Genomic DNA, 23,076 nt, shown 5'->3' with positions numbered 1-23,076 from the left:
TGTTCTCTTGCAAATCTGGAAATAAAAACGCCCCGGCGAACCGAGGCGTTGGGTTGCTCTGCTCAGTGAAGAAGCAGATCAACGGCTAGCGAAGTACATGGTGACTTCAAAGCCAATACGCAGGTCGGTGTAAGCAGGTTTAGTCCAAGCCATAACATGACTCCTTCAGCGGGTGGGTGAGTAGTGTCTCTTGATTAGTCCAGCTCCCGAAGGAGATGTTCAAAAGCTTAGGTGGCTATGTTACTAAATTTGACGCTTTTTGAACGCCCAATGTCGAAGAAAGCCCTTTGCAGGGTTGGTAATTATCAGCTTCTTCCGGGATAAAACGTTTCAGTTACAGGACCGGTAGCCACACATAACCAGCGGCTGTCAGGTTGTGTGGTTTGCTGTGCAGCCTTGAGTGTAGTGTTTTGATCCAGCGCCATAAGCGCAGTGTAGAGGGCTGCCAGGTAATCCGACGGGTGGCCTGCCAGCTTGCTTTGCCATAGCAATTCGCTGGCCTGGGACACGCCCAGGGCCTCGCTTGAGAATTGCTGTGCCAGGGCGGCGCGGGCCTGGGTGAAAGATGTTTCATCCAGTGCCGAGACCAGATTTGGCAAATCTACGAGGAAGTTACGGATGTGCTCAAAGATTTGTGCCGTGCTCGCGTGGGGCGATTGCACACCAAACAGCAGGCCGGTTTGGCCATTGATTTGGCGCAAGCCACTGAACACCGCGTATCCCAATTGCAGTTCAACCCGCAGGCGTTGATAGAAAGGGGTTTGCGCCACTTGGGCAAGCAGACGCCAGGCAGCTTCGCCCGCCACTGTGGCCTCGGCGGCCGGGCAAAACAGCAGCAGTGCGTGTTCGCTGGAATCACAGGGTACTGTGTGCCAATGGCGCTCGACAGGATGCCCGGACTGAAGCGTCAGTTGCGCATCCGGGGTACCAGGCACCTTGTTCAGCACGGGGCCAATCAAGGCCTGTGTGGCAGATGGCAGGCCGACTGCCAGCCCGTCCCAGCGTGTTTCTGACCAATTGTGGGCCCCGTCACTTTCGCCAGCGGGCGGGCACAGTTCGGGCAGGCGCTTGAGCAGTTGGCGAATGGGCATCAACGTCGCCTCAGGGGGCGTGCCGGCTGATTGCCCGGTGCACGGGCTGGCGAGCGTACGCAGGGCGCTTTCCAGAATGGCGGGCATCGGCTCGTGGTAACCGTACATCTTCAGCAGCCAGTCATTGCCCAAAGCGTTGAGCGAAAGTTCGACACCAGCGTCACGAGCATCCTGGATCAACGGGCGCAGGCTGTTCTGCAGCGCAGGCATCGGGTTGTCGGCAGGTGTAGCGGGCAAACGCCAGCGCAGGTAAATCGCTGCTTCGCCGCTGAGGTTGGGTATTGCCGTGCTGAAACTCATGGCAGACACGTCGCGGCGACTGCGCAAACGATCCTGGGCAAAGGTGCGCAAACCACGGTGAGCGCTGGTTTGCCCGCGAATCAGGCCGGCACTCACCGGCTCCTTCGCTGCTTGCAGAAATGGATTGGGCGCTGGCAGTTGCCAGGCATGGTGCGATAACTGCATTGCCCCTGGCTGCAGCTGCCCCAGCACGACCTTGAGGGTTGTTACGCCTTGATCCGATAAGCCGGGCACATGTTGCTTGCAGTCACTTCGAGCAAGCTCCAGTGCGCCACTGATGTCTTGCTGGCGTTGTTGCAGCAGACAGAACTCTTCACGTAACGCAGGCCAGTCCTGTTGTGCGCGGAAGAACCCCAGCCAGTCATGGAAGGTGTCACTGATTAGCGTGGCATGTTGGGCAATGGCGTTGGTTGCAGTGAACTCAATCTGTAGCAGTGCCTGGTCTTTGAAACAGTAGAGCGACGTGGCCTTAAGGGTGTCGATCAGTTGCTGCTGGCGTAACTGTGCGAACAGACCGCCGGCTTTGTCGGCATTGATCCAGTTGCACAGGAACTCCAGCGCCTTGTCAGACTCCGGCGGCAGCTGTTCCAGGGCAAACATCAGGCTCAGGCGCGAGCCGTCAATGTGTTGATAATGTCGCTGCTGACCGGTCATCAAGGCGGGTGCATCGGCCTGTTGCACGGCTTTGCCGGGGCGCAACACAGTGCTGCAGCGCTCGGCCAGGGTGCTCAGTTCACGGATTGCCGACGGGCCGCTCAGGCTCAAGGTCATTTGTCCGGCCTGATAAAAGGTCTGGTAGAAACCTTTCAGGGCTTGCTGAAAACCCGCGCGAGGTACTGGCAGGCTATAACGGTTACCGGCATGGAATGCGCGCAGTGGATGGGCCGGGTTCAATGGCTGGAACAGTTTGATCTCACGCTGTGCCGAAGGCTCACGGGCCCAGGCAATAAATTCGGCATGTAGCACTTCACGCTCACGCAGTTGGTCAGGCAGAGTCATGCGCGGATGGGCGAGCATGTCGCACAAGCGTTCAAGACCACCTTCGAAAGCACCCATGGGCAGTTCGAAAAAAAAGTCGGTATGTCGCTCGCAGGTTCTGGCATTGACCTGACCGCCGTGGCGCTGTACCCAGGCCATCAGGTTGTCTGCCGCCGGGAAGCGTGCGGTGCCCAGAAACAGCAAGTGTTCAAGGAAGTGCGCCAGGCCCGGCCAGGCCGCAGGCACATCATGGCTGCCTGCGGCGACCCTTAAAACGGCCGCGCAGCGCTTGAGGCGCGGCTCGTGGCGCACGCAGAGGGTCAGGCCGTTTTCAAGGGTCAGACGTTGGGTGTGAGGGTGGTTCAGCGCAGGCATGGGCACTTCCGGAACAGAGAAGCGCTCATGCTAGCGGATTTAGCCCTTGCTCAGCTCGCCATATAGCTCGGGCCGACGGTCTGCGAGGTAAAAGTTGCCGGTTTTTGCATCAGTCAGCTGTTGGCGTTGCAACGTTGCCACCAGCAGGGTCTCATCCTGTTCGGCCAGGGCAATCTGCTTGCCGTTGGGTGCGGCGATGCTGCTTTGGCCGCAGTAATGGATCTCGCCTTCATGGCCACAGTAGTTGGCGTAGGCTACATAGCAGTGGTTTTCGAAAGCGCGGCAACGCACGGTGACATCGGCGATGAACTCGAAGGGCACCATATTCGCGGTGGGTACCACAATCACTTCAGCTCCGGCCAAGGCCAGCCTGCGGGTGTTTTCCGGAAATTCGAGGTCGTAGCAGATCAGCAGGCCGAGCTTCCAGCCGTTGAGTTCAATGACCGGGAATGAGTCGGGGCCCTGGCTGAACATCGAGTGATCGAGTTCGCCGAACAGGTGAGTTTTGCGGTAGTTGCACAGACTTTTGCCGTGTGCGTCGATCAACTGTGCACTGTTGTAGATATGTCCGTCTGCACCGCGCTCGGGGTAGCCGTACACAATGGCCATGCCCGTGGCTTTGGCCAGTTTGGCAATTTGCTGTGCGGCGTCGCCGTCGTGGGCTTGTGCGAGTTCGGCTACGGCTTGCGCGCCGATGTTGTAGCCGGTGAGGAACATTTCGGGCAACACCAGCAGGTCAATGTTATCGGCTTGCTGGGCTGTTTCACGCAAACGCTGCAGATTGCCCGCAACATCCAAGGGCAGAGGCGGGCATTGGTAAAGGGCAATGCGCATGGGGTTCTCCTGGTGTTGACTGTTGGTGTGGGAGCGGGCTTGCTCGCGATGGCATCCACCCGATATGCCTGATGCACCGCGTTGCCTGAATCGCGAGCAAGCGCGCTCCCACTGGAATCAATTCACCCTGCGGGGTCAATCCGGCAGCGCAATCGGGCCAATGTCGTGGAACACATCTCCCGGCCCCGGGTTGGCCGCATGGGTGCTGCCGCCAAAGTGATGCATGATGCCCCAGACCGCGTTCAATGAAGTCTGCACCGCGCCCTCAACCCAGGCCGGGGTCCACGACACGTCATCGCCGGCAATAAAGATCCCGCGTTGTTCTGCGGGCATGTCCTGTTGCATGAAGTGCGCATACATCCGCTGGTTGTAGCGGTAATGCCCCGGCAGTGCACCCTTGAAGGCGCCCAGGAAATGCGGGTCTGCCTCCCATGAAATGGTGATCGGGTCGCCGATGATGCGGCTGGCGATATCCACCTTCGGATAAATCTTTTTCAGCGAGTCGAGGGCCAGCTTCACGCGCTTTTCCACAGGGTGCGGGAGCATTTTCAGCGCATCGCTCATCCACGAGTACGACAGGCATATCACCCCCGGCTTGTCGTCGCCGTTGTCGAACAGGTAGGTGCCACGGGTCAGGCGGTCGGTGAGGGTCATGCTCATCAGGTCGCGGCCGGTTTCCGGGTCTTTGTCCTTCCAGAACGGGCGGTCGACCATGACAAAGGTTTTCGATGATTGCATGTAGCGCGTACGGTCAAGGGCCATCCACAGCTTCTGTGAGAACAGCGACTCTTCGCATTCGATCTGGGTGGTCAGTAGCCAGCTTTGACATGTGACCAGCACGGCTTCGTAGGGGCGTGTGACACCGAGAATGTCAGTGACGGAAAACATCCCATCCTGTGTGCGTGAGATCGCCTTGACCCCGGTGCGAGGCGCGCCGTTGTGCAGCGAACTCAGGCTGGTGCCTGCAGGCCAATGGGCACAGCGTTCGGGGGCGTGGCGCCAGATTCCCAGTGGCACTTGCTCGACACCGCCAACGACCAGATGCTGATGGTCGTCGCAGTTGGTCATCACCACCCGGAAGATTTCCAGCATCGAGTTGGGGAAGTCCGAATCCCATCCGCCAGTACCAAAACCCACCTGGCCAAACACTTCGCGGTGCTGGAATGACAGTTTGGCAAAGGCCTTGGAGGTCGCGACGAAGTCGTAGAACGTGCGGTCGTCCCACAGAGGAACCAGCGTGTTCCACAGCTCTTTGAGGCGAGGGACGTCGCGGTCACGGATGGCTTGCTGAATATCGCCAAAGCGCGAACCTTCCTCCAGCGCATCGGCCCAGGCGTCGGCCACTTCCTGAAACAGGGCAGGCAGATCCGCCAGTTTTTGTGCGTAGAAGGTTTGGCCTTCGAGGTCGATAACCGTACTGCCGGAAGCTGGGGTCAGCGGGTTGGGGAAGGGTTTGGTCTCCAGCCCCAGCTTGTCGACATAGTGGTAAAACGCTGTTGAAGACACCGGAAAGCGCATGCCGCCGAGCTCGGCAATCACCCCTTCACTGCCCTCAAAGGCTTGCGAGCGCAGGCGCCCACCCATTTTCGAGGCTTCATATACCACGGGTTTGAGGCCCAGCTTCATCAACTCGTAGGCCGCCACCATCCCGGCCATGCCAGCACCGACAATCGCTACCTCAGCGCCAAGTTTATGTGTGGGAATACTGCCCAGGCCAGCGGGGTGTTCGATCCAGTCATCGAAGGCAAACGGGAAGTCCGGGCCGAAGATGGTGACGGGTTTTTTACCGTCGACAGGGTGACGATTATTCTTGTTCATGGCTGACCTTGCTGGCGACCCAAGCTTTACCTTGAGTATAGAAAAAGACAGGCACCATGATAGGCAGCGCAGAACACGTAAATAAGACGCAAACTGTCGTCGTTATGACTTTTATTTAGTCAATATGACGAAGCGGCTAGTCGATGTGACTTATCCGCGATCAACTTTGCTGCTGAGGATGATTGAGGTGGTGGTTTTCTCGACGCCTTCGACACTGCCGATCTGATCGAGCAACTGGTCCAGCTGCTCGGGTGAATCGCTGCGCAGCCAAGCCACGTAATCGAATTCGCCACTGACTGCGCACAGTTGCTGCACCTGGGCCATCGCACTCAAGCGTCGCACCACGTCCTTGCCGGAGCGTGGCTGCACGGTAATCCCGACATAGGCCTGCAGGCCGCCATCAATCAGGCGCTGGCCCAAGCGAACCCCGTAGCCGGTAATCACCCCGGTTTTCTCCAGCCGCGCCAGGCGTGATGTCACGGTGGTGCGGGCAATCCCCAATTGGCGTGCCAGCATTGCCACGCTTTCCCGGGCATTGAGCTGCAAGGCCGCGATCAATTGACGGTCGATTTCATCCAGTGCAGGGGGGCGGGTGTCAGGCAAGGGTGGCTCCAGGGGCTGCGTGATTGTTGGTCTTAGTCGAGTTTGCTACTCAGTGTCTGGTCACCTTGGAGGCTGACGCCGTACTGAATTTGGTAGCGTGTGCTGCGCCCACTGCCAGGCAGGCGAGTGATGCAGCCTTTCGCAAGCAGGTCACCCAGGTGGCGGGTCGCGGTAGCCTTGGAGACTTTGGTCACGGCTTGGTATTGAGCGGCGTTTATACCGTTCTCGAAGCCGCGTTCGCCACCGTCGAGCAGGTGGTTCAGCACCTTGAGCTGTTCGGCTAGCAGGGCCTGGTTGCGGTGTAGTTGCCAGAAACGGGCCTTGCTCAATACTCGTTCAATCCGGGCAAGGGCCTGCTCCAGGCTTTTAAGCAGCGTGGCTAGAAACCACTGCAACCATGGAGTGATATCCAGTGTGCCTTTCTGGCTGGACTCCAGAATTCGGTAATAACCGGTGCGGTCATCAAGAATGCTGGCTGACATGGCATAGAAGCGGATGGATTGCTGCTCACTCTGGGCCAATGCCAAATCGGTGAGCGTGCGAGTGAGGCGGCCGTTGCCGTCATCGAACGGATGCAAGGTAACGAACCAAAAGTGGGCAATGCCAGCACGTAGTAAAGGATCAAGGCTGACATCGATTCTGCTGCTCTCGAACCAAGTGAGGAAGTCGCCCAGTTGCTCTTCCAGCCCGGCACGTGGTGGTGCTTCAAAATGCACGGTGGGGTGGTGGAGGGGCCCGGATACTACCTGCATGGGTTCTTCGCCGCGCAGCGTGCCAGTGTGCAGTGGGCGGGCCAACAGCTTGTCCTCGCCGGGGAACAGCCAGCAGTGCCACTTATAGAGGCGTTCAAGATCCAGCAAGCGTTGATGCGCACTTGTGGCATCGAACAACAATTGTGCCAAGCCTTCGGAGCGTGCAGTTGTGCGACCTGTTCCGGTCAGCCCCATGCGGCGAGCCAGGGATGAACGTACAGAGCCTGCATTCAGCTGTTCGCCCTCAATGGCTGATGAGGTAACGATGTTTTGCAGCATGGTGTCCAGGCTGTTGAGCGCTTCATTATCACTTCCGACAGCGCCAATCATCCCCAGCAAACGGCCCTGAGCCTGGGTACAGGCACGCAATAGCGGGTTAAGCATCTCAGCTTGCCAGCTAAAGTTTGGCCAGCCGGGCTGTTGCCAGATCCAGGGGGAATCGTTCATGGGCTTTACTCGTCTATGAGCCGATTAATGAATATATTCGGCTCATATAGTGAGCCGATAATGCCGGCTAATCGGCTCACTGTCTAACCTGGGATGCAGGGTAAGCCGACGAAAGGACTATAGAGCTGGCCTGTGGACGTTTTGTGGACGCAAACCGGTTTTCTGGGCGTTTTGAAAAGCAAAATCCCAAACCCCGGAAACACAAAAGCCGCGCAGTGCGCGGCTTTGAGTTTGGTGGGCCCAGTAGGACTCGAACCTACGACCAAGGGATTATGAGTCACAAGATTAGTGATCTGGAGCTACCTCGTGAAATATGAAAGTCCCTATTTATAGGGCTAATAGCTTGATTTTACGTTTCTCGTTGTTTCCTGAAATCCTCTAGAGTTGCTATGATTCGTTGAGCAATTCGTTAAGAAAGGAATAGGGCTGAAAATGGCGCAGAAACTGGTTCACAGCAAGATAACAGCATTGAAAACCACGCTTTCTGAGGCCTTAGAAGGGAAAGGGACGGGTTCTCTTCTCTTTGAGCGCCGAGCTACTGGCGTGTTGGTCTATCTGAGTCTGCGCCGAGAGAAAAAGCAGGAGCGGCTAAAGCTGGGGAACTATTCCGAAAAAACGCTGGTTGAGTGGCGAGCCTATGCCGCTGCGAAGTCGTTGGAGATTCGAGCCTTCCCGACTATTGATGACTATCAGAAAGCGGAAGATGAGCGTCAACGCCTAACCCAACGTGCTGCGGATGTTGAGGCAAGGCAGGGAACGTTGGCTCAAATGCTGAATGCCTACGTTGACGATATGGAGCGTAGGGGCAAGTCCAGCGCCAGGGCTGTGCGCGGAGCGCTAAAGCTGGATGTTCTCGATCCATTCCTGGAATTGTCGCAATGCAAGGCCAAGGAAGTCGAACCCAGCGATGTTGCGAACATCCTGCGTCGCTGCCTGACTCGATCAGTCGCCAGTAAAGGGCGGGGGACGCGCTTGACCAAGGCTTCAGCAACCAACGGTAAGAAGCGGCAGGCTGATAAGTTGCGCTCTTACCTTCAAGCTGCGTTTTCGTTCGGGCTTGCGAGCGACCTAAACCCGCTTCGTGCTGGTGACGCTGTTCAATACGGACTCAAAACAAATCCTGCGCGTGATGTGCCGACTATTGAAGGCGCCAATCAGGCGAACACTTGGGCGCTGACTAAGGAAGAATTGAAAGCGGTTGTTCTAGCCGTTGAGGATTTGCCTGAGCGCCGCCGTGCAATCGCAAGGGCAATGCTTTATCTAGCTGGGCAACGGGTAGAGATGCTTTGCCGTGTCACTTGGGATGACCTTTACGACGATGGTGAACATGGTGAGGTGATGCGCTTGATCGACCTCAAGGGCGGTAAAGGGACTCCACCGCGTGAGCATCTGTTGCCGATGACTCAGCGACTCTGTGAAATCCTGTCGCCGCTATTAGCGCTTCAAGAGGCAGGCAAAGCACCTGGGCCGTTCTCTCTGCGTGGAAAAGTCAGCATTACACCCGGTACTGCACTAGATATTTTCTCAGCGCTTGGCGATCAGCTTTCGACAAAGGGGGAGACCCGCCGTTTCACTTGGCGCACGTTGCGCGCAACCATCGAAACGCACCTAGCCGCGCTGGGGGTGAATCAGGAGCGCCGTGCATGGTTACTGTCGCATGGTCGGTCAGGTGTGCAAGCAAAGCACTATGACCGGTGGAACTATCTACCGGAAAAACGTGTGGATTTAGACAGGTGGGCGCGCTATCTGGATGAGTTGGCGGGAGTGCCGCAGAGTGCGGAAGTGGTGCAGTTATCGACACGTAGCGTGGTACGTCAATGAGCTGGCGATTTGAGGAAATGGCGCGCCTGCAAGAGCGCCAGAAGCTGCTAGAGCAACCGTTTGACCCAGTAGCAGTTACCGCCCGAGTCCTGGCGATGTTCTCCCGTGTTCTTCCTAGTAAACCCGTGGACTGGGACGGTTATCCGATGCACGTCCGGTCTATCTCGTGGCGTAAAGTTGAGGGTGTCACGCGTGCATACGTCGATGGCGTGGATTTGATCGAGGCCGCTAAGACCGACCAGAACGCATGGGATGAGGCAACGCGGTTCGCAGCTCCATACGTGGAGAGGGGGGAGCCGGTACCGGAGTATTTCCGCGTATTTATCGCTGAAGTGCTGCGCGGTGGACGACCACGACCAACTCGACAAGGCAAGCCGCCCGACCTTAAGCGGAACTTTACGATTTGCCTAGCGCTGGAGGCACTGAGGCGCGCCGGTATAAAGCCCACTCGCAACGATGCTACTGAAGGTGTGCAGTCAGGAAGCGACATTCTAGCCGCACAACTGAATATGGAGGCAAAGTCGGTAGCTGATATTTGGAAGCTAAGGAAGAAGCACCTACATGCACATCCGCGTTGGGAGCTTCATTTGGAGCGTCTGCTTGTGGGGGATTAGTCGCCGATTTATCCCTTTCGCCAAGACTTCTTGCGTCCCATAAGATCTCCCCATGTTCATAGCGCGCTGATGGGTGTAGGGAGGTGATAGTTCAGAGGCTTACTGCTAATGCGACACGACAAAGTCAAAAATGCGACATATGGCGCACGCAATAAATTGACCGAGTGATCGTTAGATTAAGTAAATCAAGGAGTTACGAGTAAGCGCGACTGAGTAGTCGTTGAGTGACTTTAAACTGAAATTTGGCTGTTTTTACCCATGTTACAATGAGTGTGTTCCAGAAACACGAAACCCAAGAGGTCTAGTCTTGGGGAGTCGTATTTTGGGAAAAACGAAACATAACTTTAGTTTTACCCGGTAAAGCATGTATCCACATGACGCAGGTTAGGCAATCAACGGCCCCCCGTCAACAGGTTTTCCGGGCTTCGCGATCAAAGGAGATCCGATGCTTGATTTTAACATTCCGCATCACCCCGCAGAGTTTTACTGCAAGCTTTATGCTGTGAGTCGCACCACTTGGTGGCGGGTATCTAGTCGGTCTGACTTTCCGCAACCGCTTCGCATTGGCAGAGCCGTTCGATGGTCACGCGAACAAGTAGCCCAGTATTTCGCCAAGCAACAAAAGGCGGCTTAATCATGGAGATTAAACAACCCTGCGATATGGGGGCGCCCTTGGATTGCCCTGAAAAAACGATGGATCTTCAGGCTACCAGTGCCTATGCCCAACGGCAGCGTGTCCTAGCCGTGCTGATTGATCATCCCGCAAGCACCTTTGAGTTGCGAGATCGCTATAGCGTCATGATGCCAGCCGCTCGTGTGATTGAGTTGCGAGAGCAAGGGCACGAGATTTTGACCCAGCGTCGAAACCTCTCTGATCGCTTCGGCCGTATTCATCCGCGTGTTGCTGTTTACGTGTTGGTTCGATTGGCTCAACAAAAGGAGCTTGTGGCATGAATGCTCAGCAAATCACGCAAGTGAAAGCCCTTGCAGGCCTGTATCAAATGATCGGTAACGCCTCGTTGATCAGTGCTAACGATAACGACGATGCGCTCGCAATTAGCGTCTTCGTGGACGCTTTTGATCTTCTTAAGTCCGCCCCACTTGATGTGGTTGAGGTCAATCGACGTTATGTGGCTGCCTTCAATTCAGGCAAAGCGCTTGCCGGTCTGATTGAGGCTGAACGTGTGCAAATAATCGCCAGCTACCATGGGGGTTTGCAATGACTATCACTGCACAAAAGCTGTTGCCGGACGTTGATGAGGCTTTGCGATTCTTGGCGCTGTTAGACCCCGATTCGCAACCGCAAGATTGGCACTATCGAGCTATCCACCCGATGCAAGGGGCACGCAAGGCAAACTCTTTGTATGACTTGCAGGCGAAAAATATTGCTGGGTGGGGCGCATACGCTGTTGTGAATGCGGGAGGGCATGACGCCGCTAGCATTACCCGCGTCCGAGCCTTGTATGTGGACTTCGACATCATCGACGACCACCTCGATAGGTTGGCGGCTGTCCCATTTTCCCCGTCGATCATTGTCGAGTCGTCACCCGGTAAGCATCATGCCTATTGGTGCGTTGATGGCGTGCCGCTGAATGAGTTTGACGCCGCACAGCGCAAGTTGATTGCGCTAGTAGACAGTGACAAGAGCATTCACGACTTGCCGCGTGTAATGCGTCTGCCTGGGTTCAACCACACAAAAGCTCAGCCGGTAAGATCGAGCATTGTTCATGAGGGCGGTCAGCGTTACACGTGGGCTGAGTTCTCGGCATGGCTGGGCACGTTCAAGGAGCCACAACGAAGCGCCGCTAACGAATCTGGAGAGCGTGGCAGCAGTGATCACACAGAGCTGTTAGCTGAGTTATTGCAGGGTGAGAGCGTTCACGAAAATGCTTTGCGTATTGTTGGGCGATTGGTGGCAAAGGGTGCCGACGATCAACTGATTCATCTGGTTTTTTCTGCCGTAGCTCCTGAAGTGGCAAAACAACGAGGCGCAGAGCGTGCGTCGGCGCTATTGGGTGTAGAGCTGGCGGGAATGATTGAGGGGGCGCGCCGCAAAGGATATGCACCAGTCCCGTTACGGCTATATTCAGAAATCAGCGCGGACGTGAAATTACTCAGTGAAGAGAGCGAGTCGTCCGATATTGAAAGGCTCGTGGCAGAGGCTTCGTCCCGGAGCCCTATCGAGCGTGAACGACTGCTCAGAGTGATCAAGCAGCAAACGGGAATCGCCCTGGGCGCTTTGCGCGAGTTAAAGCCTGCTGCGAATGATGACGATCACGAGGATCATCTTGAGTTGGCTCAGCGTGTTTTGGCCTCTGTCGGGTCAGATAACATCCTGGCAACTGGGCCCTTGGTCTATGAGTGGCTGGAGCGTGGTGTCTGGAGGGTTGCTGAGGATCGAGCGGTAAAGCAGTTGGTTCAATCGGCGCTCGCACCGCATACCGCGATTACAGCAAACGTGGTTAATAACGTGGCGGATGTTTTCAAAACCGATATTTATACCAAAGACCACGACTTCAACTTGGGTGACCCGGAGTCTGTGAATTGCCTGTCTGGGGCTCTGGTGCGGCATGATTTGACGGGTGAATGGGAGCTTGAGCCTCATAACAAGCTGGAGTATCGAACCACTCAAGTTCCAATTGAGTACCAGCCTGAAGCCGCTGCACCTCGCTTCTCTCAGTTTCTGGGTGAGATTTTCGAGCCTGACAGCGATGGTAAGGACAAGGCGCGGGCGCTGTTGGAAATGCTTGGGTATACGCTGATGACGCATTGCAGGCATGAGCGATTCATTATGCTCATCGGTGGTGGCAGCAACGGTAAATCCGTCCTGTTGTCGGTGCTGGAGGCGTTGCTAGGGTCTGAGAATGTATCCGGTGTGCAGCCTTCGCAGTTCGACCGTGCTTTTTCTCGTGCGCATCTGCATATGAAGCTAGCCAACATCGTTACCGAGATCCGGGAAGGTGAGATAATCGCTGACGCGGCGTTGAAGGGCATTGTGTCGGGCGAGCCTGCGACGGTTGAGCATAAGTTCCAGGACCCGTTTGTGATGCGCCCATATGCCACTTGCTGGTTTGGTACGAACCACATGCCGCACACGCGGGACTTTTCCGATGCCTTGTTCCGGCGTGCTCTGGTCATTCGCTTCAACAGGAAGTTCGACGCCAGCTTGGGCCAGACAGACCCGATGCTCAAAGAGAAGCTGCTAGCTGAGCTTCCCGGCATTCTCAACATGTCTTTGGCTGCTTATAGCGAGGCACTGGGGCGCGGGTTTACTGATCCTGAGAGTAGTCGCCAAGCTAAAGAGGAATGGCGCCTAGAGGCTGATCAGGTGGCCCAGTTCGTCGATGATGTGTGTGAGCGGAGCGCATTAGGGAAGGTCGGATCTCAAAAGCTGTATGACACGTTCACGAGTTGGGCGTCTGATCAGGGTATCGGTCAGAAGGTTAAGCAGAAATCTTTTGTAGATAGGTTGGAGCGGCTAGGCTTCGGGCGTACACGTGATCGACATGGGAAGTATGTAAGTGGCCTGGAGATTCGTCCAGGTTGGAGCATTCAACAGCAATAACAAGAAGGGGCCATCGCGGCCCCTTTTCTTTTGTGCAATGTGTGCCGCTTGTGCCGGGTTATCTGAGATACCCCAAACTTTCAAAAAAATATAAGTAGTGAAATATCAATATTTATTTTTCAGAAAGATAATGAATGTCGAAAAACCCGGCACACGCGGCACGCCATACATTCTTATCTAAATCCTGGCCGATATATCGCCACATAGATAGCTAGCTAAGCATATTTGGTGTTATTCCAGAGATGAATAGGCGTGTTTTTACTTGCGATATAATAAGCGGACTTAATTAATTATATGTAGGTAAATCAACATGGCTCGACAGCTTGTAAACGCTTCAGCTTCGCTTAGTCCTCGCGACTTGGAAACATTGGTTGGACTTCTTGAAGGTTTGACAAAAGACATTGCGTCTATCAAGTCGGACCTGGCTTTCCTTAAATCAGAAAATATTGAGGCTAATCGAAAGATTGTTAGCGATAAGTTTGGAGAAACAGTAGCTAAAGGGATGGGAAGCAATGCTCAGGCATTAGCAAAACTTGCGGCCCAACCTGCGCCAATCATTGAAAAGCTCACCCCTGACTTTAACGAGTACTTTTCCGGGAGAGCTTTCTAATGGCTGATGAAATCCGTAAGCCTGGGCGTCCTGTGGGCACCAGTAACCGCAATCTGCTGCAAAGCCTGCTGCACCGTATGGCTCTGATCGAGGCCAGCCTAGGGGTCATCATGGTTCGCCTGGAGGCCCGCGCATGAGCGCTGTCGAATTGATCGCCCAGCATGAACAGCAACTAATCGACGCCGAACTGTTGCTAGCGTCCCTCAATGAACAATGGGAGTCAGCTTGCCGAGCTGGTGAAGACGTGGCGGCGCTAGAGGATCAAATTGATACCACCGCCCGGCTAACCAAACGCCTAAACCTTCGCCTGGAAGCCCTGCACTTACAGGCCGAAGTCGAGGCGCAACAAGCGAAAGTGGATACCGCCACCGCGCAAGTCGCTGATGCAATCGCAGCTATCGAACGGCTAGTAAATCATCGCAAGGCTATTTCCGCTTTGGTCGCTAAGTTGAAGCCGTTGATCGAGGCTCATACCGATGAGTTCACCCAAGCTTTCAATTCAGCTCAGGAAGCCGGGCGCTATGTCACGCTTGCTGGTGTTCGTTCTGCGCTGGAGCAAATCACGGATCTGGACTTAGGTAATGTCAGCTCGCTGAACAATCTGATTGGCACTCGCCAGAACCTGGGCATGGGGCTGGCAACCGCTGGGCATATCTGATCTAGACGCCCGATCCTAATCCGGTCGGGCAATACCAGGAGTGCAGGACAATATGGTTCCTGAGGATGCAGTCGAGTTTGAAGATGACGATCAACCCAGCGACGAACAGCTACTTCTATGGGCAATCGAGGCCGCTGAATCTATGCCGCCCAGGCGCTGGCTAGCGAAACACGGAGGTTGGCTGACTTCGCACATGGGACACTGCAAGAGTGGACCGAAGAGCCGCTATAACGCGCTGGTGCGCGGCATTGCGCAGACTACTAAGCCGGTGCCAAACAGGGATGCCTCACCTTATCCAGGCGTGATGTGGGCCTAATATCTATAAAAAGGTGGCGTAGATGCCTGTTAGATTTCTAAATTTAACAATTTCCATGATTGTTCTTTAGGAATATATTCAAGTGTTGCTTGATATGGTGTCCTTGTTGTGGCTCCAAAACCATTTTGAGCATCTACGTAGGCTCTCACCTGAAACTTGCAGTTTCCTAGTGAGACTGATTGTATGGCACTGAATGACGGGAACTCAGCGGTACTTGGAGATTTTAAACGGCGCTCTACGAAGTCTCTAGATGTTAGGTATGCCAAGATAGAGTTGTTGCACATGTTGTGAGCGGTTTCAGCATCTTTTTCTTTCTTTTCTTGTGCGCGAACTTCTGCTCTATTTGAAATATTTTCAGGGCTGTTGTATATGAGCTTGACCCATCCTATCGATACTGCGAATAAGACTGCTAGGGCGCATAGGGTGATTATTACTTTGCGGCCATTATTTTGGTTTAATTGGTGCTGGAGATATATGAGAAGTGCGAAGCCAATGATCGCCAATGATATGGTCGTAGGGTTTAGCATATTCGACTCCAGTTACTAAAGTGGTCGTGACTGCTGCGTAGAAGACATTCCTGTCGAGCAAGAGTGCTAGGCAAGGCAGGAAACAGGAGTAATGGAGGAGGTGTCATTTTCGTCCCTGATTTTGCGTTTTTTCCCATTATAGCTCCGAGAATGGCTACGTGCCATCAATGAGGTCCCTCAAATTGTCAGGGAATAGGCACAGGCTGCATTCGTTGAGCAATTCGTTAAGAATTTTCGTCAAAAAACAAAAAAGGCCTACGCCGTTAAGCGTAAGCCTTTGTTTTGTATGGTGGGCCCAGTAGGACTCGAACCTACGACCAAGGGATTATGAGTCCCCTGCTCTAACCAACTGAGCTATAGGCCCTCAGTAGGTGGCGGATTATAACGATGGTTTCTAAGTAGTGCTATCCGAAAGATCTGAAATTGCCAGGTGAAGGAAAGTTGCTGCAAATTTTTCGGGAAGTAACGGCGGGCTGACGATCTCGCCCTGGATCAGTTCGCAACCTGCCTGCGCCAGGAAAATCTGTTGTTCCCGGTTTTGAACACCGTCGGCAATGATGGTGAAGTGCATGCTGTGCCCCAGCGCGATGATGGCATGCACGATGGCAGCATCATGGGGGTCGTCGGGCAAGCCATGTACAAATGACGGGTCGATTTTCAACGTGTCCAACGGCAAGCGCTTCAGGTAACTGAGGGACGAGTTGCCAGTACCAAAATTGTCGATGGACAGTTTTACTCCCAGTTGTTTGAGCCGATGCAGGGCATCAAATGCCGCTTCGGTCTGGCCGGTGAGAAAAGTTTCGGTGATTTTCAGTTTCAGGCTCTCGGGTTTGAGCTTGCAGGTTTCGAGCAGTTGCTGAATGTGCGCCATCAGCCCCGGCTGGTGTAATTGGGCGCTGGCAAGGTTGACCGAGATGGGTCCAAAGGGCTTGTACAGTTGATTCCATGAGCACAGTTGCTGGCACGCACGCTCGAGCATCCAGTCACCAATTTGAATGATCATGCCGTTTTCTTCTGCCAGATGAATCAAGCGCTCATGTGAGATTCCTCCGAGTAGAGGGTGGTTCCAATGCAACAGTGCTTCGGCGCCAGCCAGCGTATGGTCGCGCAACCGGACTTTGGGCTGATACAGCAGTGAGACCTGGCCTCGCTCCAGGGCGCGGCGCAGTTCCTGGCCCAGAAGGATGCGGGCACTGGTCTGGGAGTTAAGGTCGTGGCTGTAACGTTCGACGCGATTGCGCCCTTTGAGTTTGGAGTGGTACATCGCGATATCGGCATTTTTGATCAGTGTGGCCACGTCGTCGCCATCATCCGGGTAGATGCTGATACCGACGCTGGCGCTGATAAACAGTTCGCTTTCGTCGGTCAGAAAGGGTTCGTTGAAGCTGTTCAGCAGCTTTTCGGCAATCTTCTGTGCATCTTCCGGGTGTTTGAGCCCAGGCAGCAGGACGATAAATTCATCGCCGCCAAGACGGGCGACCGTGTCGATGTCGCGCAATTGTTCGGTGAGGCGGGCTGCGATGCCCCTCAGCAACTGATCGCCCACAGGGTGCCCGAGGCTGTCATTGATGTTCTTGAAGCGATCAAGGTCCAGAAACAGCACCGCGCTCTGTTGATCATTGCGCCGCTGATCGGAGAGTACCTGGCGCACCCGGCTTTCAAACAGCAAACGGTTGGGAAGGTTGGTCAGCGGGTCGTGGTGGGCCTGGTGATCAAGGCGTTCCTGGGCCAGTTTGAGGGTGGAAATATCAGAAAATACGGCGACGAAATGTGTCACCACATCATTGTTGTTGCGCACGGCGCTGATGGTCATCCAGCTAGGGTAGATTTCACCGTTTTTGCGTCTGTTGAAGATTTCGCCCTGCCAGTTGTCAGCGGTCGATAGCTGGTACCACATGGTTGCAAAGAACAGTTTGTCGTGTCGGCCAGACCCCAGCATGCGCGGCGTCTGGCCCAGGACTTCACTTTCGGAGTAACCGGTGATTTCGCCGAAGGCCCGGTTGACCGCGGTAATTTTTTGCTCGGGATCGGTAAAGATGATGCCTTCGGCCGTGCTCTCGAACACGGTGGCTGTTTGCAGAAGTTTTTCCTGCATCTGATGCCGTTCGGTAATGTCGTGGACGATGGTCAAAATGCAGTCGTCGGCGCCGATCAGCAACGGGTAGCTGGAGATTTCACAGAGGCGAACTTGCCCGTCCTTATGTCGGATATGGCAGGTGAAGTCGCGCACAAAGCCGTTTTTTTCCAGGACCGCAAGCAATTCACGGCGCTCATGGGGGTCGACCCACAATTGCAGTTCCAGGGTTGAGTGGTACAAGGCACTGGCACTGTCATAGCCGATGACCCGGCTGAAACCTTCGTTGATCTCGAGTATCAGGCCATCGCTTTGACGGCTCAGTAAAAGGCCGTCCAGCGATGCATGAAAAGCTTTGGCAAACTTTTCTTCGGAAAGAAGCAAGGCTTCTTCAGTCTGCTTGGTTTCGCTGATATTGATCAGCAAGCCGCGAACCACGGCTTGCTGATTGTGGGTCGTGATACTGGCAATGTCCCGTAGCCAGAGGATGTTGCCCTCTGCGGTGATCACACGATAGTCCAAGCTGTGATCGTGGCCTGCGCTGATCTCTTTTTTACGCCAGGCCTGGATTCTGGGCAGGTCATCGGGGTGAACAACCCGTTTCCAGAACCCCGGGCTTAGCCAGTCAGAGACTGGATAGCCGAGCAAGGCTTCGGCCTGGGGGGATACATAGGTATAGGTGTCGTTGTCCAGCTGTGCTTCCCAGGCAATAGCCGAAAGGCTTTCAATCAACCCCTTGTAGTGATCCTCGCTGCTGCGCAGTTCCTGTTCGAGGGTGGTTCGCCGGGAAATCTCGGAGCTCAGGCGTCGGTTGATGCGGATGACTACGAACAAAATGATGATCAGCAGCAGTATGCCAGGCAGAACATAGAGCAGCAGGGTGCGCCACAGGGGTCGGTAATCGTTGATATCGCCTACCCAGTGCTGCTGAATGCGCTGGGTTTCACTCGGGCTTATATTGGCCAGCACCTTGTCCAGCAGTCCTAGCAGAACGGTCTGGTTTTTAGGAACGGCCATGGCCAATTGAAAGCGATACGGGGTTTCCCCGCTGACGTACAGGCCATCGAGCTTGAGCTGGCGCAAGCTCCATACGCTGGAAGCCAGATCACCCACCATGGCATCTACCTGGTCCGTGGCCAGAGCCTGCAACGCCGAGCTGACGTTGGGCAGGGCGACGATGTTGAGATCAGGGTGTTGAGCGCGCAGCAATTCGTGGGGGGCGTAGTTTTCAATTACACCCACTCTGAGGCCGTAGAGTTCCTGGATATTTTTAGGCGCCGCGCCGCCCTTGTGGGCGAGGATGACAATGGGGAAGTCCAGATAGGGCCGGGTAAATGCCAGGCGTTTTTGGCGCTCGGGGGTCGACATGACGCCGGGTAACCAGTCGAGTTTGCCTTCCTTGGTTTGCTCCAGGACTTCGCTCCAGCTTGACGCAGCGACTTGCTTGACGCTTACGCCCAACTGGTTGGTGATCAGGTTTACATAGTCGGCAGCGAGGCCTGTATAGGTGCCCTGTGCGTTGAGGAACTCAAAAGGCGGCCATGTGGTATCGATGCCGAGGAGCAGTTCGGGGTGCTCCTTGAGCCATTGCTGTTCTTCATCGGTGAACGTCAGGGCTTGGGCGCCAGAGGTCCAAACGAGAAGTGACAGAAGCAGGGTAGCCAGCAAGCGTGACATACGCATCCCTTCAATACACCTGGATGCATCCAGTGTAGTCGGGCTGTGGCAGAGGGGAGGGAGCAGGAGGTTTTTAGCTGTAAAGCAAAACCCCCGGCAGGGCCGGGGGTTTTGTTGTCACTCGTCGAGGAAGGAGCGCAAATGCTCGCTTCTCGTCGGGTGGCGCAGCTTGCGCAGCGCCTTGGCTTCGATCTGACGAATCCGCTCACGGGTAACGTCGAACTGTTTACCAACCTCCTCAAGGGTGTGGTCGGTATTCATGTCGATACCGAAACGCATGCGCAGTACCTTGGCTTCACGGGCTGTGAGGCCGCCGAGTACGTCGCGTGTCGCTTCTTTAAGGCTCTCAACGGTAGCAACATCGATTGGCGACTGCATGGTCGAGTCTTCGATGAAGTCACCCAGATGGGAGTCTTCGTCATCACCGATCGGGGTTTCCATGGAGATCGGCTCTTTAGCGATCTTCAATACCTTGCGGATTTTATCCTCAGGCATTTCCATGCGTTCGCCCAGCTCTTCCGGGGTCGGTTCACGGCCCATTTCCTGCAACATCTGACGGGAAATACGGTTGAGCTTGTTGATCGTCTCGATCATGTGCACCGGAATACGGATGGTGCGGGCCTGGTCGGCGATCGAGCGAGTGATCGCCTGACGGATCCACCAGGTGGCATAAGTCGAGAATTTGTAGCCGCGGCGGTATTCAAACTTGTCTACCGCTTTCATCAAGCCGATGTTGCCTTCCTGGATCAGATCGAGGAACTGCAGGCCACGGTTGGTGTACTTCTTGGCGATGGAGATCACCAGACGCAAGTTGGCTTCAACCATTTCTTTCTTCGCGCGGCGGGCCTTGGCCTCGCCGATCGACATACGACGGTTGATGTCCTTGATCTCGGCAATCTTCAAGCCGGTTTCTGCTTCCAGAGCAGAGAGCTTTTGCTGGCAACGGATGATGTCCGGTTGCAGGCGACCAATGGCTTCAGCATATTTGCTTTTGCCTTTGGCCAGCGCATCGCTCCAGCTTTCGTCGACTTCGTTGCCCGGGAACAGGCGCAGGAAATCGGTGCGCGGCATGCGTGCATCACGTACACACAGCTGCATGATTGCGCGCTCTTGTGCACGCAGACGCTCCAGGGCGCTGCGAACACGCTCAACCAGGCCTTCGAATTGCTTCGGAACCAGTTTGATCGGCATGAACAGCTCAGCCAGTGCAACCAGCTCGGCAATTGCCTGCTTGCTGCCGCGACCGTGCTTTTTCAGGGCCTTGCGAGCGATTTCCATCTGATCGGAAACAGCGCCAAAGCGCTGGGCCGCGATGATCGGATCAGGGCCGCTTTCGACCTCTTCCTCGTCTTCGCCGGAATCTTCCTTGTCGTCCTCTTCGTCATCACCTTCGGCTTTCACCTTGGTGTCGACAGGAGGAGGTACTTCGGCTGCTGGCGGCGCAATACCGTCGTCCGGGTCGATATAACCGCTCAGGACGTCAGACAGGCGGCCACCTTCGGTGGTGACGCGAGTGTACTCGGAGAGAATATGGTCAACCGTGCCAGGGAAGTGCGCGATTGCGCCCATCACTTCACGGATGCCTTCTTCGATACGCTTGGCGATTTCGATTTCGCCTTCACGTGTCAGCAGTTCTACCGTGCCCATTTCACGCATATACATGCGCACAGGGTCGGTAGTACGACCAATGTCGGTCTCTACTGCCGCCAACGCTGCAGCCGCTTCTTCAGCTGCTGCTTCGTCGGTGTCGGCATCGGCCAACATAAGGGCGTCCGCATCCGGAGCACTCTCGTGTACGGGGATCCCCATGTCATTAATCATGCGGATGATGTCTTCCACTTGCTCCGGATCTGAAATATCTTCGGGCAGGTGGTCGTTGACCTCTGCGTAAGTCAGATACTTCTGCTCACGGCCGAGGGTGATCAACTCTTTGATACGAGACTGCTGTTGCGCTTTTCCGGACATAACACCCTATCCACTGAAGGTCTTGGCGGGCAAAAAACAAGCCGAGGATTATACCTTAGCTATGACCTCACGCGCCAGTTGAGGTCGGGTTTGATGCAGGATTATTGCGACTTAAAAGGTCGCGTAACTGATTTTTTTCCTCGCTACTTAGCTCGCCTTGACGTGCTTTTCGAAGAAGTTGCTCTAGATTTCGCTCGCGTTGGCGAGCTGACAGGCTAGTTATGGTGTCGAAAAACTGTTGTTCAAGGTTATCGGCATCAATTAGCCATTCCTTTTCCAGCAGTCTTTGCAGCAAACGGCCCTGTTCAGTGCCGTGCCAGCGGGACAGTAGCTGAATAGAGCTTAGCTTAGGATTTTTCTGTACAGCCTCGACCAGAGCAATCAGTAGTTGATTATTAGTCTGGTCTTCTGCAGCAAAGTGCCCGGCGTCCTCAACTTTTTTGGCCAGTTGCGGGTGATGCAGCAGGGTGCGCAGGGCTGTCAGGGTCGGGGGTTCAACACCTACCGGGATCCAGGCCTGCTCGCGTTCGGCGCCGCGCTTGCCTTTTTTGTCCCAGGGTTTGTTTTCCCACTTTTTGCCGCCAGCGCCAGTCTTTTTCGGGGTCCATTCCTGTTGGGGGATGTACATGTCCGGTTGCTGGAAGTCGCTGTAGTCGGGCATTGCATCGTAATCAATGCCCGGGTCATAGGTTGGCTGTGCCTGGATTTTTGCGGGCGTATTTTGTGCCAACTGGCTGACGGTTTCGCTGGTAAGGCCGGTTATTTCGCTCAGGCGCTGACGCATCAGGGTCCGCAGGTTGGCGCCCGGGACTTTGTCGATCAGCGGTGCTGCCAGCGTGGCCATATGGGCCTTGCCTTCGAGCGAGCGAGGGTCGGCTTCTTCGGTCAATTGCTGGAAGAAGTAGTCTGCCAGCGGCTGGGCATGCTGGTTGATACGGGCCTTGAAAGCATCGGTGCCTTCAGAGCGCACCAGGGTGTCCGGGTCTTCACCCTCGGGCAAAAACAGGAAGCGTGCGCGGCGCCCGTCCTGCAGGCAGGGCAGCGTGGCTTCAAGTGCGCGCCATGCCGCATTGCGGCCGGCCTGGTCGCCGTCAAAACAGAACAATACGCTGGGTACCACGCGAAACAGGCGCTTCATGTGCTCTTCGCTGGTAGCGGTGCCCAGTGTCGCGACAGCATTGCGCAGGCCTTGCTGGGCCAGGGCAATGACGTCCATATAGCCTTCAACCACGATGATTTCGTCGAGGCTGCGATTGAACTTGCGTGCTTCGAACAGCCCGTACAGTTCCTGGCCTTTGTGAAAGACCGGGGTTTCCGGGGAGTTCAGGTATTTGGGCTTGTCGTCGCCGAGCACCCGGCCACCAAAAGCGATGATGCGGCCACGGCTGTCGCGGATCGGAAACATTACCCGGTCGCGAAAGCGGTCGTAACGCTTGCCGGTCTCGGCGTTTTCGACCAGCAGGCCAGCGTCGATCATGGCTTTTTGTTGCAGCGTGTCACTGCTCAGGTGTTTGTAGAGGTTGTCCCAGCCTGGTGGCGCAAAGCCCAAGCCGAAGTCGCGAGCGATTTCGCCGGTCAGGCCTCGGCCTTTCAGGTAGTCCACCGCTGCTTTTCGTGCCGGATGGCTTTTCAAGGCCTGGCGATAAAAGTCAGCAGCTGCAGTAAGAAGCGGGTACAGCGGGGAGTCAGTCGGTTGCCGAGGTTTGTGCGCCCGGCCGCTTTCTTCCCGTGGGATTTCCATCCCGGCAGCTTTGGCCAGTTCTTCGACAGCCTGGGGGAAGTCCAGGTTGTCATGATCCATGATGAAGCCGAGGGCGTTACCGCCAGCGCCGCAGCCAAAGCAGTAATAGAACTGCTTGTCCGGGCTGACGCTGAACGACGGGGTTTTTTCTTTGTGGAAGGGGCAGCAGGCGGTGTAGTTCTTGCCAGCTTTCTTCATTTGCACGCGCGAGCTGACGACATCGACGATATCGGTACGGTTCAGAAGGTCGTCAATAAAGCTCTGGGGGATTAACCCGGCCATGGCGTTCTCGTCATCACTGCGCAGAATT

At 55.3% G+C, this 23,076-nt stretch carries 18 protein-coding genes and 1 tRNA gene; 8 read left to right on the top strand and 11 right to left on the bottom strand.

Annotated features, from left to right (window positions below; genetic code table 11):
* Positions 1 to 78: 78 nt before the first annotated feature.
* The 6 genes from pqqA to PPTH39_RS14750 all read right to left on the bottom strand — a co-directional run bounded on the left by pqqA (position 79) and on the right by PPTH39_RS14750 (position 7,198).
* A complete protein-coding gene (gene pqqA / locus PPTH39_RS14775; RefSeq protein WP_003444522.1) occupies positions 79 to 153 on the bottom strand; it encodes a pyrroloquinoline quinone precursor peptide PqqA in 75 nt (24 codons plus the stop codon).
* Positions 154 to 305: 152 nt separating this feature from the next.
* Positions 306 to 2,744, bottom strand: a complete 2,439-nt coding sequence (gene pqqF, locus PPTH39_RS14770; RefSeq protein WP_130872137.1) for a pyrroloquinoline quinone biosynthesis protein PqqF — start codon at positions 2,742 to 2,744, stop codon at positions 306 to 308.
* 39 nt (positions 2,745 to 2,783) lie between these two features.
* Positions 2,784 to 3,578, bottom strand: coding sequence for a carbon-nitrogen hydrolase family protein (locus tag PPTH39_RS14765; protein ID WP_095025312.1), 795 nt, complete (start codon positions 3,576 to 3,578; stop codon positions 2,784 to 2,786).
* Positions 3,579 to 3,713: 135 nt separating this feature from the next.
* Positions 3,714 to 5,396 (bottom strand): flavin monoamine oxidase family protein, encoded by a 1,683-nt coding sequence (locus PPTH39_RS14760; RefSeq protein ID WP_130872136.1) that lies wholly within the window; start codon positions 5,394 to 5,396, stop codon positions 3,714 to 3,716.
* A 150-nt stretch (positions 5,397 to 5,546) separates the two neighbouring features.
* Positions 5,547 to 5,999, bottom strand: a complete 453-nt coding sequence (locus tag PPTH39_RS14755; RefSeq protein ID WP_016782458.1) for an Lrp/AsnC family transcriptional regulator — start codon at positions 5,997 to 5,999, stop codon at positions 5,547 to 5,549.
* A gap of 32 nt (positions 6,000 to 6,031) precedes the next feature.
* Complete coding sequence (locus PPTH39_RS14750; RefSeq protein WP_095039064.1) at positions 6,032 to 7,198, bottom strand: Fic family protein; 1,167 nt, start codon at positions 7,196 to 7,198, stop codon at positions 6,032 to 6,034.
* Between the two features lie 432 nt (positions 7,199 to 7,630).
* Here PPTH39_RS14750 and PPTH39_RS14745 point away from each other — a divergent pair, with 432 nt between their 5' ends.
* The 8 genes from PPTH39_RS14745 to PPTH39_RS14710 all read left to right on the top strand — a co-directional run bounded on the left by PPTH39_RS14745 (position 7,631) and on the right by PPTH39_RS14710 (position 14,466).
* Positions 7,631 to 9,019 (top strand): tyrosine-type recombinase/integrase, encoded by a 1,389-nt coding sequence (locus PPTH39_RS14745; RefSeq protein WP_078467123.1) that lies wholly within the window; start codon positions 7,631 to 7,633, stop codon positions 9,017 to 9,019.
* Complete coding sequence (locus PPTH39_RS14740) at positions 9,016 to 9,633, top strand: hypothetical protein (protein WP_095020440.1); 618 nt, start codon at positions 9,016 to 9,018, stop codon at positions 9,631 to 9,633. Before PPTH39_RS14745 ends, PPTH39_RS14740 begins: the two co-directional genes overlap by 4 nt.
* Before the next feature lie 636 nt (positions 9,634 to 10,269).
* A complete protein-coding gene (locus PPTH39_RS14730; RefSeq protein WP_232527651.1) occupies positions 10,270 to 10,587 on the top strand; it encodes a helix-turn-helix domain-containing protein in 318 nt (105 codons plus the stop codon).
* Positions 10,584 to 10,856, top strand: coding sequence for a hypothetical protein (locus PPTH39_RS14725; RefSeq protein ID WP_078467125.1), 273 nt, complete (start codon positions 10,584 to 10,586; stop codon positions 10,854 to 10,856). The genes PPTH39_RS14730 and PPTH39_RS14725 overlap by 4 nt, the downstream gene beginning before the upstream one ends.
* Positions 10,853 to 13,198, top strand: a complete 2,346-nt coding sequence (locus PPTH39_RS14720; protein WP_130872135.1) for a phage/plasmid primase, P4 family — start codon at positions 10,853 to 10,855, stop codon at positions 13,196 to 13,198. Before PPTH39_RS14725 ends, PPTH39_RS14720 begins: the two co-directional genes overlap by 4 nt.
* A gap of 310 nt (positions 13,199 to 13,508) precedes the next feature.
* Positions 13,509 to 13,808 carry a hypothetical protein gene (locus tag PPTH39_RS14715; RefSeq protein WP_130872134.1) on the top strand — a complete coding sequence of 100 codons (300 nt, stop codon included), beginning with the start codon at positions 13,509 to 13,511 and terminating at the stop codon, positions 13,806 to 13,808.
* Entirely contained in the window at positions 13,808 to 13,945 is a 138-nt protein-coding gene (locus tag PPTH39_RS23540) for a hypothetical protein (protein ID WP_161952167.1), read from the top strand. Before PPTH39_RS14715 ends, PPTH39_RS23540 begins: the two co-directional genes overlap by 1 nt.
* Positions 13,942 to 14,466 (top strand): hypothetical protein, encoded by a 525-nt coding sequence (locus tag PPTH39_RS14710; RefSeq protein WP_130872133.1) that lies wholly within the window; start codon positions 13,942 to 13,944, stop codon positions 14,464 to 14,466. Before PPTH39_RS23540 ends, PPTH39_RS14710 begins: the two co-directional genes overlap by 4 nt.
* Before the next feature lie 345 nt (positions 14,467 to 14,811).
* Here PPTH39_RS14710 and PPTH39_RS14705 read toward each other — a convergent pair whose 3' ends face one another.
* From PPTH39_RS14705 to dnaG, 5 genes are all read right to left on the bottom strand, one after another.
* On the bottom strand, positions 14,812 to 15,309 hold the full coding sequence (locus tag PPTH39_RS14705) for a hypothetical protein (protein WP_127881594.1): 498 nt from the start codon (positions 15,307 to 15,309) through the stop codon (positions 14,812 to 14,814).
* Positions 15,310 to 15,596: 287 nt separating this feature from the next.
* A tRNA-Ile gene (locus tag PPTH39_RS14700) sits at positions 15,597 to 15,673 on the bottom strand.
* Positions 15,674 to 15,703: 30 nt separating this feature from the next.
* Positions 15,704 to 19,060, bottom strand: coding sequence for a bifunctional diguanylate cyclase/phosphodiesterase (locus tag PPTH39_RS14695; protein ID WP_130872242.1), 3,357 nt, complete (start codon positions 19,058 to 19,060; stop codon positions 15,704 to 15,706).
* 117 nt (positions 19,061 to 19,177) lie between these two features.
* Positions 19,178 to 21,025: an RNA polymerase sigma factor RpoD gene (gene rpoD / locus PPTH39_RS14690; RefSeq protein ID WP_094999924.1), complete on the bottom strand. Its 1,848-nt coding sequence runs from the start codon at positions 21,023 to 21,025 to the stop codon at positions 19,178 to 19,180.
* A gap of 67 nt (positions 21,026 to 21,092) precedes the next feature.
* Positions 21,093 to 23,048, bottom strand: a complete 1,956-nt coding sequence (gene dnaG, locus PPTH39_RS14685; protein WP_094999925.1) for a DNA primase — start codon at positions 23,046 to 23,048, stop codon at positions 21,093 to 21,095.
* Positions 23,049 to 23,076: the final 28 nt, after the last annotated feature.

This window comes from Pseudomonas bubulae (assembly GCF_900618535.1).
GTDB classification, from domain to species: domain Bacteria; phylum Pseudomonadota; class Gammaproteobacteria; order Pseudomonadales; family Pseudomonadaceae; genus Aquipseudomonas; species Aquipseudomonas bubulae.
The sequence above is the reverse complement of the archived record's forward strand: the minus strand, read 5'-3'. Positions and strand labels throughout refer to the sequence as shown.

Excerpts from the sequence above, each read along its gene's own strand:
- PPTH39_RS14710 (WP_130872133.1), top strand. The coding sequence starts at position 13,942 with ATGAGCGCTGTCGAATTGATCGCCCAGCATGAACAGCAACTAATCGAC.
- pqqF (WP_130872137.1), bottom strand. The coding sequence starts at position 2,744 with ATGCCTGCGCTGAACCACCCTCACACCCAACGTCTGACCCTTGAAAAC.
- PPTH39_RS14740 (WP_095020440.1), top strand. The coding sequence starts at position 9,016 with ATGAGCTGGCGATTTGAGGAAATGGCGCGCCTGCAAGAGCGCCAGAAG.
- PPTH39_RS14750 (WP_095039064.1), bottom strand. The coding sequence starts at position 7,198 with ATGAACGATTCCCCCTGGATCTGGCAACAGCCCGGCTGGCCAAACTTT.
- PPTH39_RS14720 (WP_130872135.1), top strand. The coding sequence starts at position 10,853 with ATGACTATCACTGCACAAAAGCTGTTGCCGGACGTTGATGAGGCTTTG.
- dnaG (WP_094999925.1), bottom strand. The coding sequence starts at position 23,048 with ATGGCCGGGTTAATCCCCCAGAGCTTTATTGACGACCTTCTGAACCGT.
- PPTH39_RS14765 (WP_095025312.1), bottom strand. The coding sequence starts at position 3,578 with ATGCGCATTGCCCTTTACCAATGCCCGCCTCTGCCCTTGGATGTTGCG.
- rpoD (WP_094999924.1), bottom strand. The coding sequence starts at position 21,025 with ATGTCCGGAAAAGCGCAACAGCAGTCTCGTATCAAAGAGTTGATCACC.
- PPTH39_RS14705 (WP_127881594.1), bottom strand. The coding sequence starts at position 15,309 with ATGCTAAACCCTACGACCATATCATTGGCGATCATTGGCTTCGCACTT.
- PPTH39_RS23540 (WP_161952167.1), top strand. The coding sequence starts at position 13,808 with ATGGCTGATGAAATCCGTAAGCCTGGGCGTCCTGTGGGCACCAGTAAC.
- PPTH39_RS14695 (WP_130872242.1), bottom strand. The coding sequence starts at position 19,060 with ATGTCACGCTTGCTGGCTACCCTGCTTCTGTCACTTCTCGTTTGGACC.
- PPTH39_RS14730 (WP_232527651.1), top strand. The coding sequence starts at position 10,270 with ATGGAGATTAAACAACCCTGCGATATGGGGGCGCCCTTGGATTGCCCT.
- PPTH39_RS14725 (WP_078467125.1), top strand. The coding sequence starts at position 10,584 with ATGAATGCTCAGCAAATCACGCAAGTGAAAGCCCTTGCAGGCCTGTAT.
- PPTH39_RS14745 (WP_078467123.1), top strand. The coding sequence starts at position 7,631 with ATGGCGCAGAAACTGGTTCACAGCAAGATAACAGCATTGAAAACCACG.
- PPTH39_RS14715 (WP_130872134.1), top strand. The coding sequence starts at position 13,509 with ATGGCTCGACAGCTTGTAAACGCTTCAGCTTCGCTTAGTCCTCGCGAC.
- PPTH39_RS14760 (WP_130872136.1), bottom strand. The coding sequence starts at position 5,396 with ATGAACAAGAATAATCGTCACCCTGTCGACGGTAAAAAACCCGTCACC.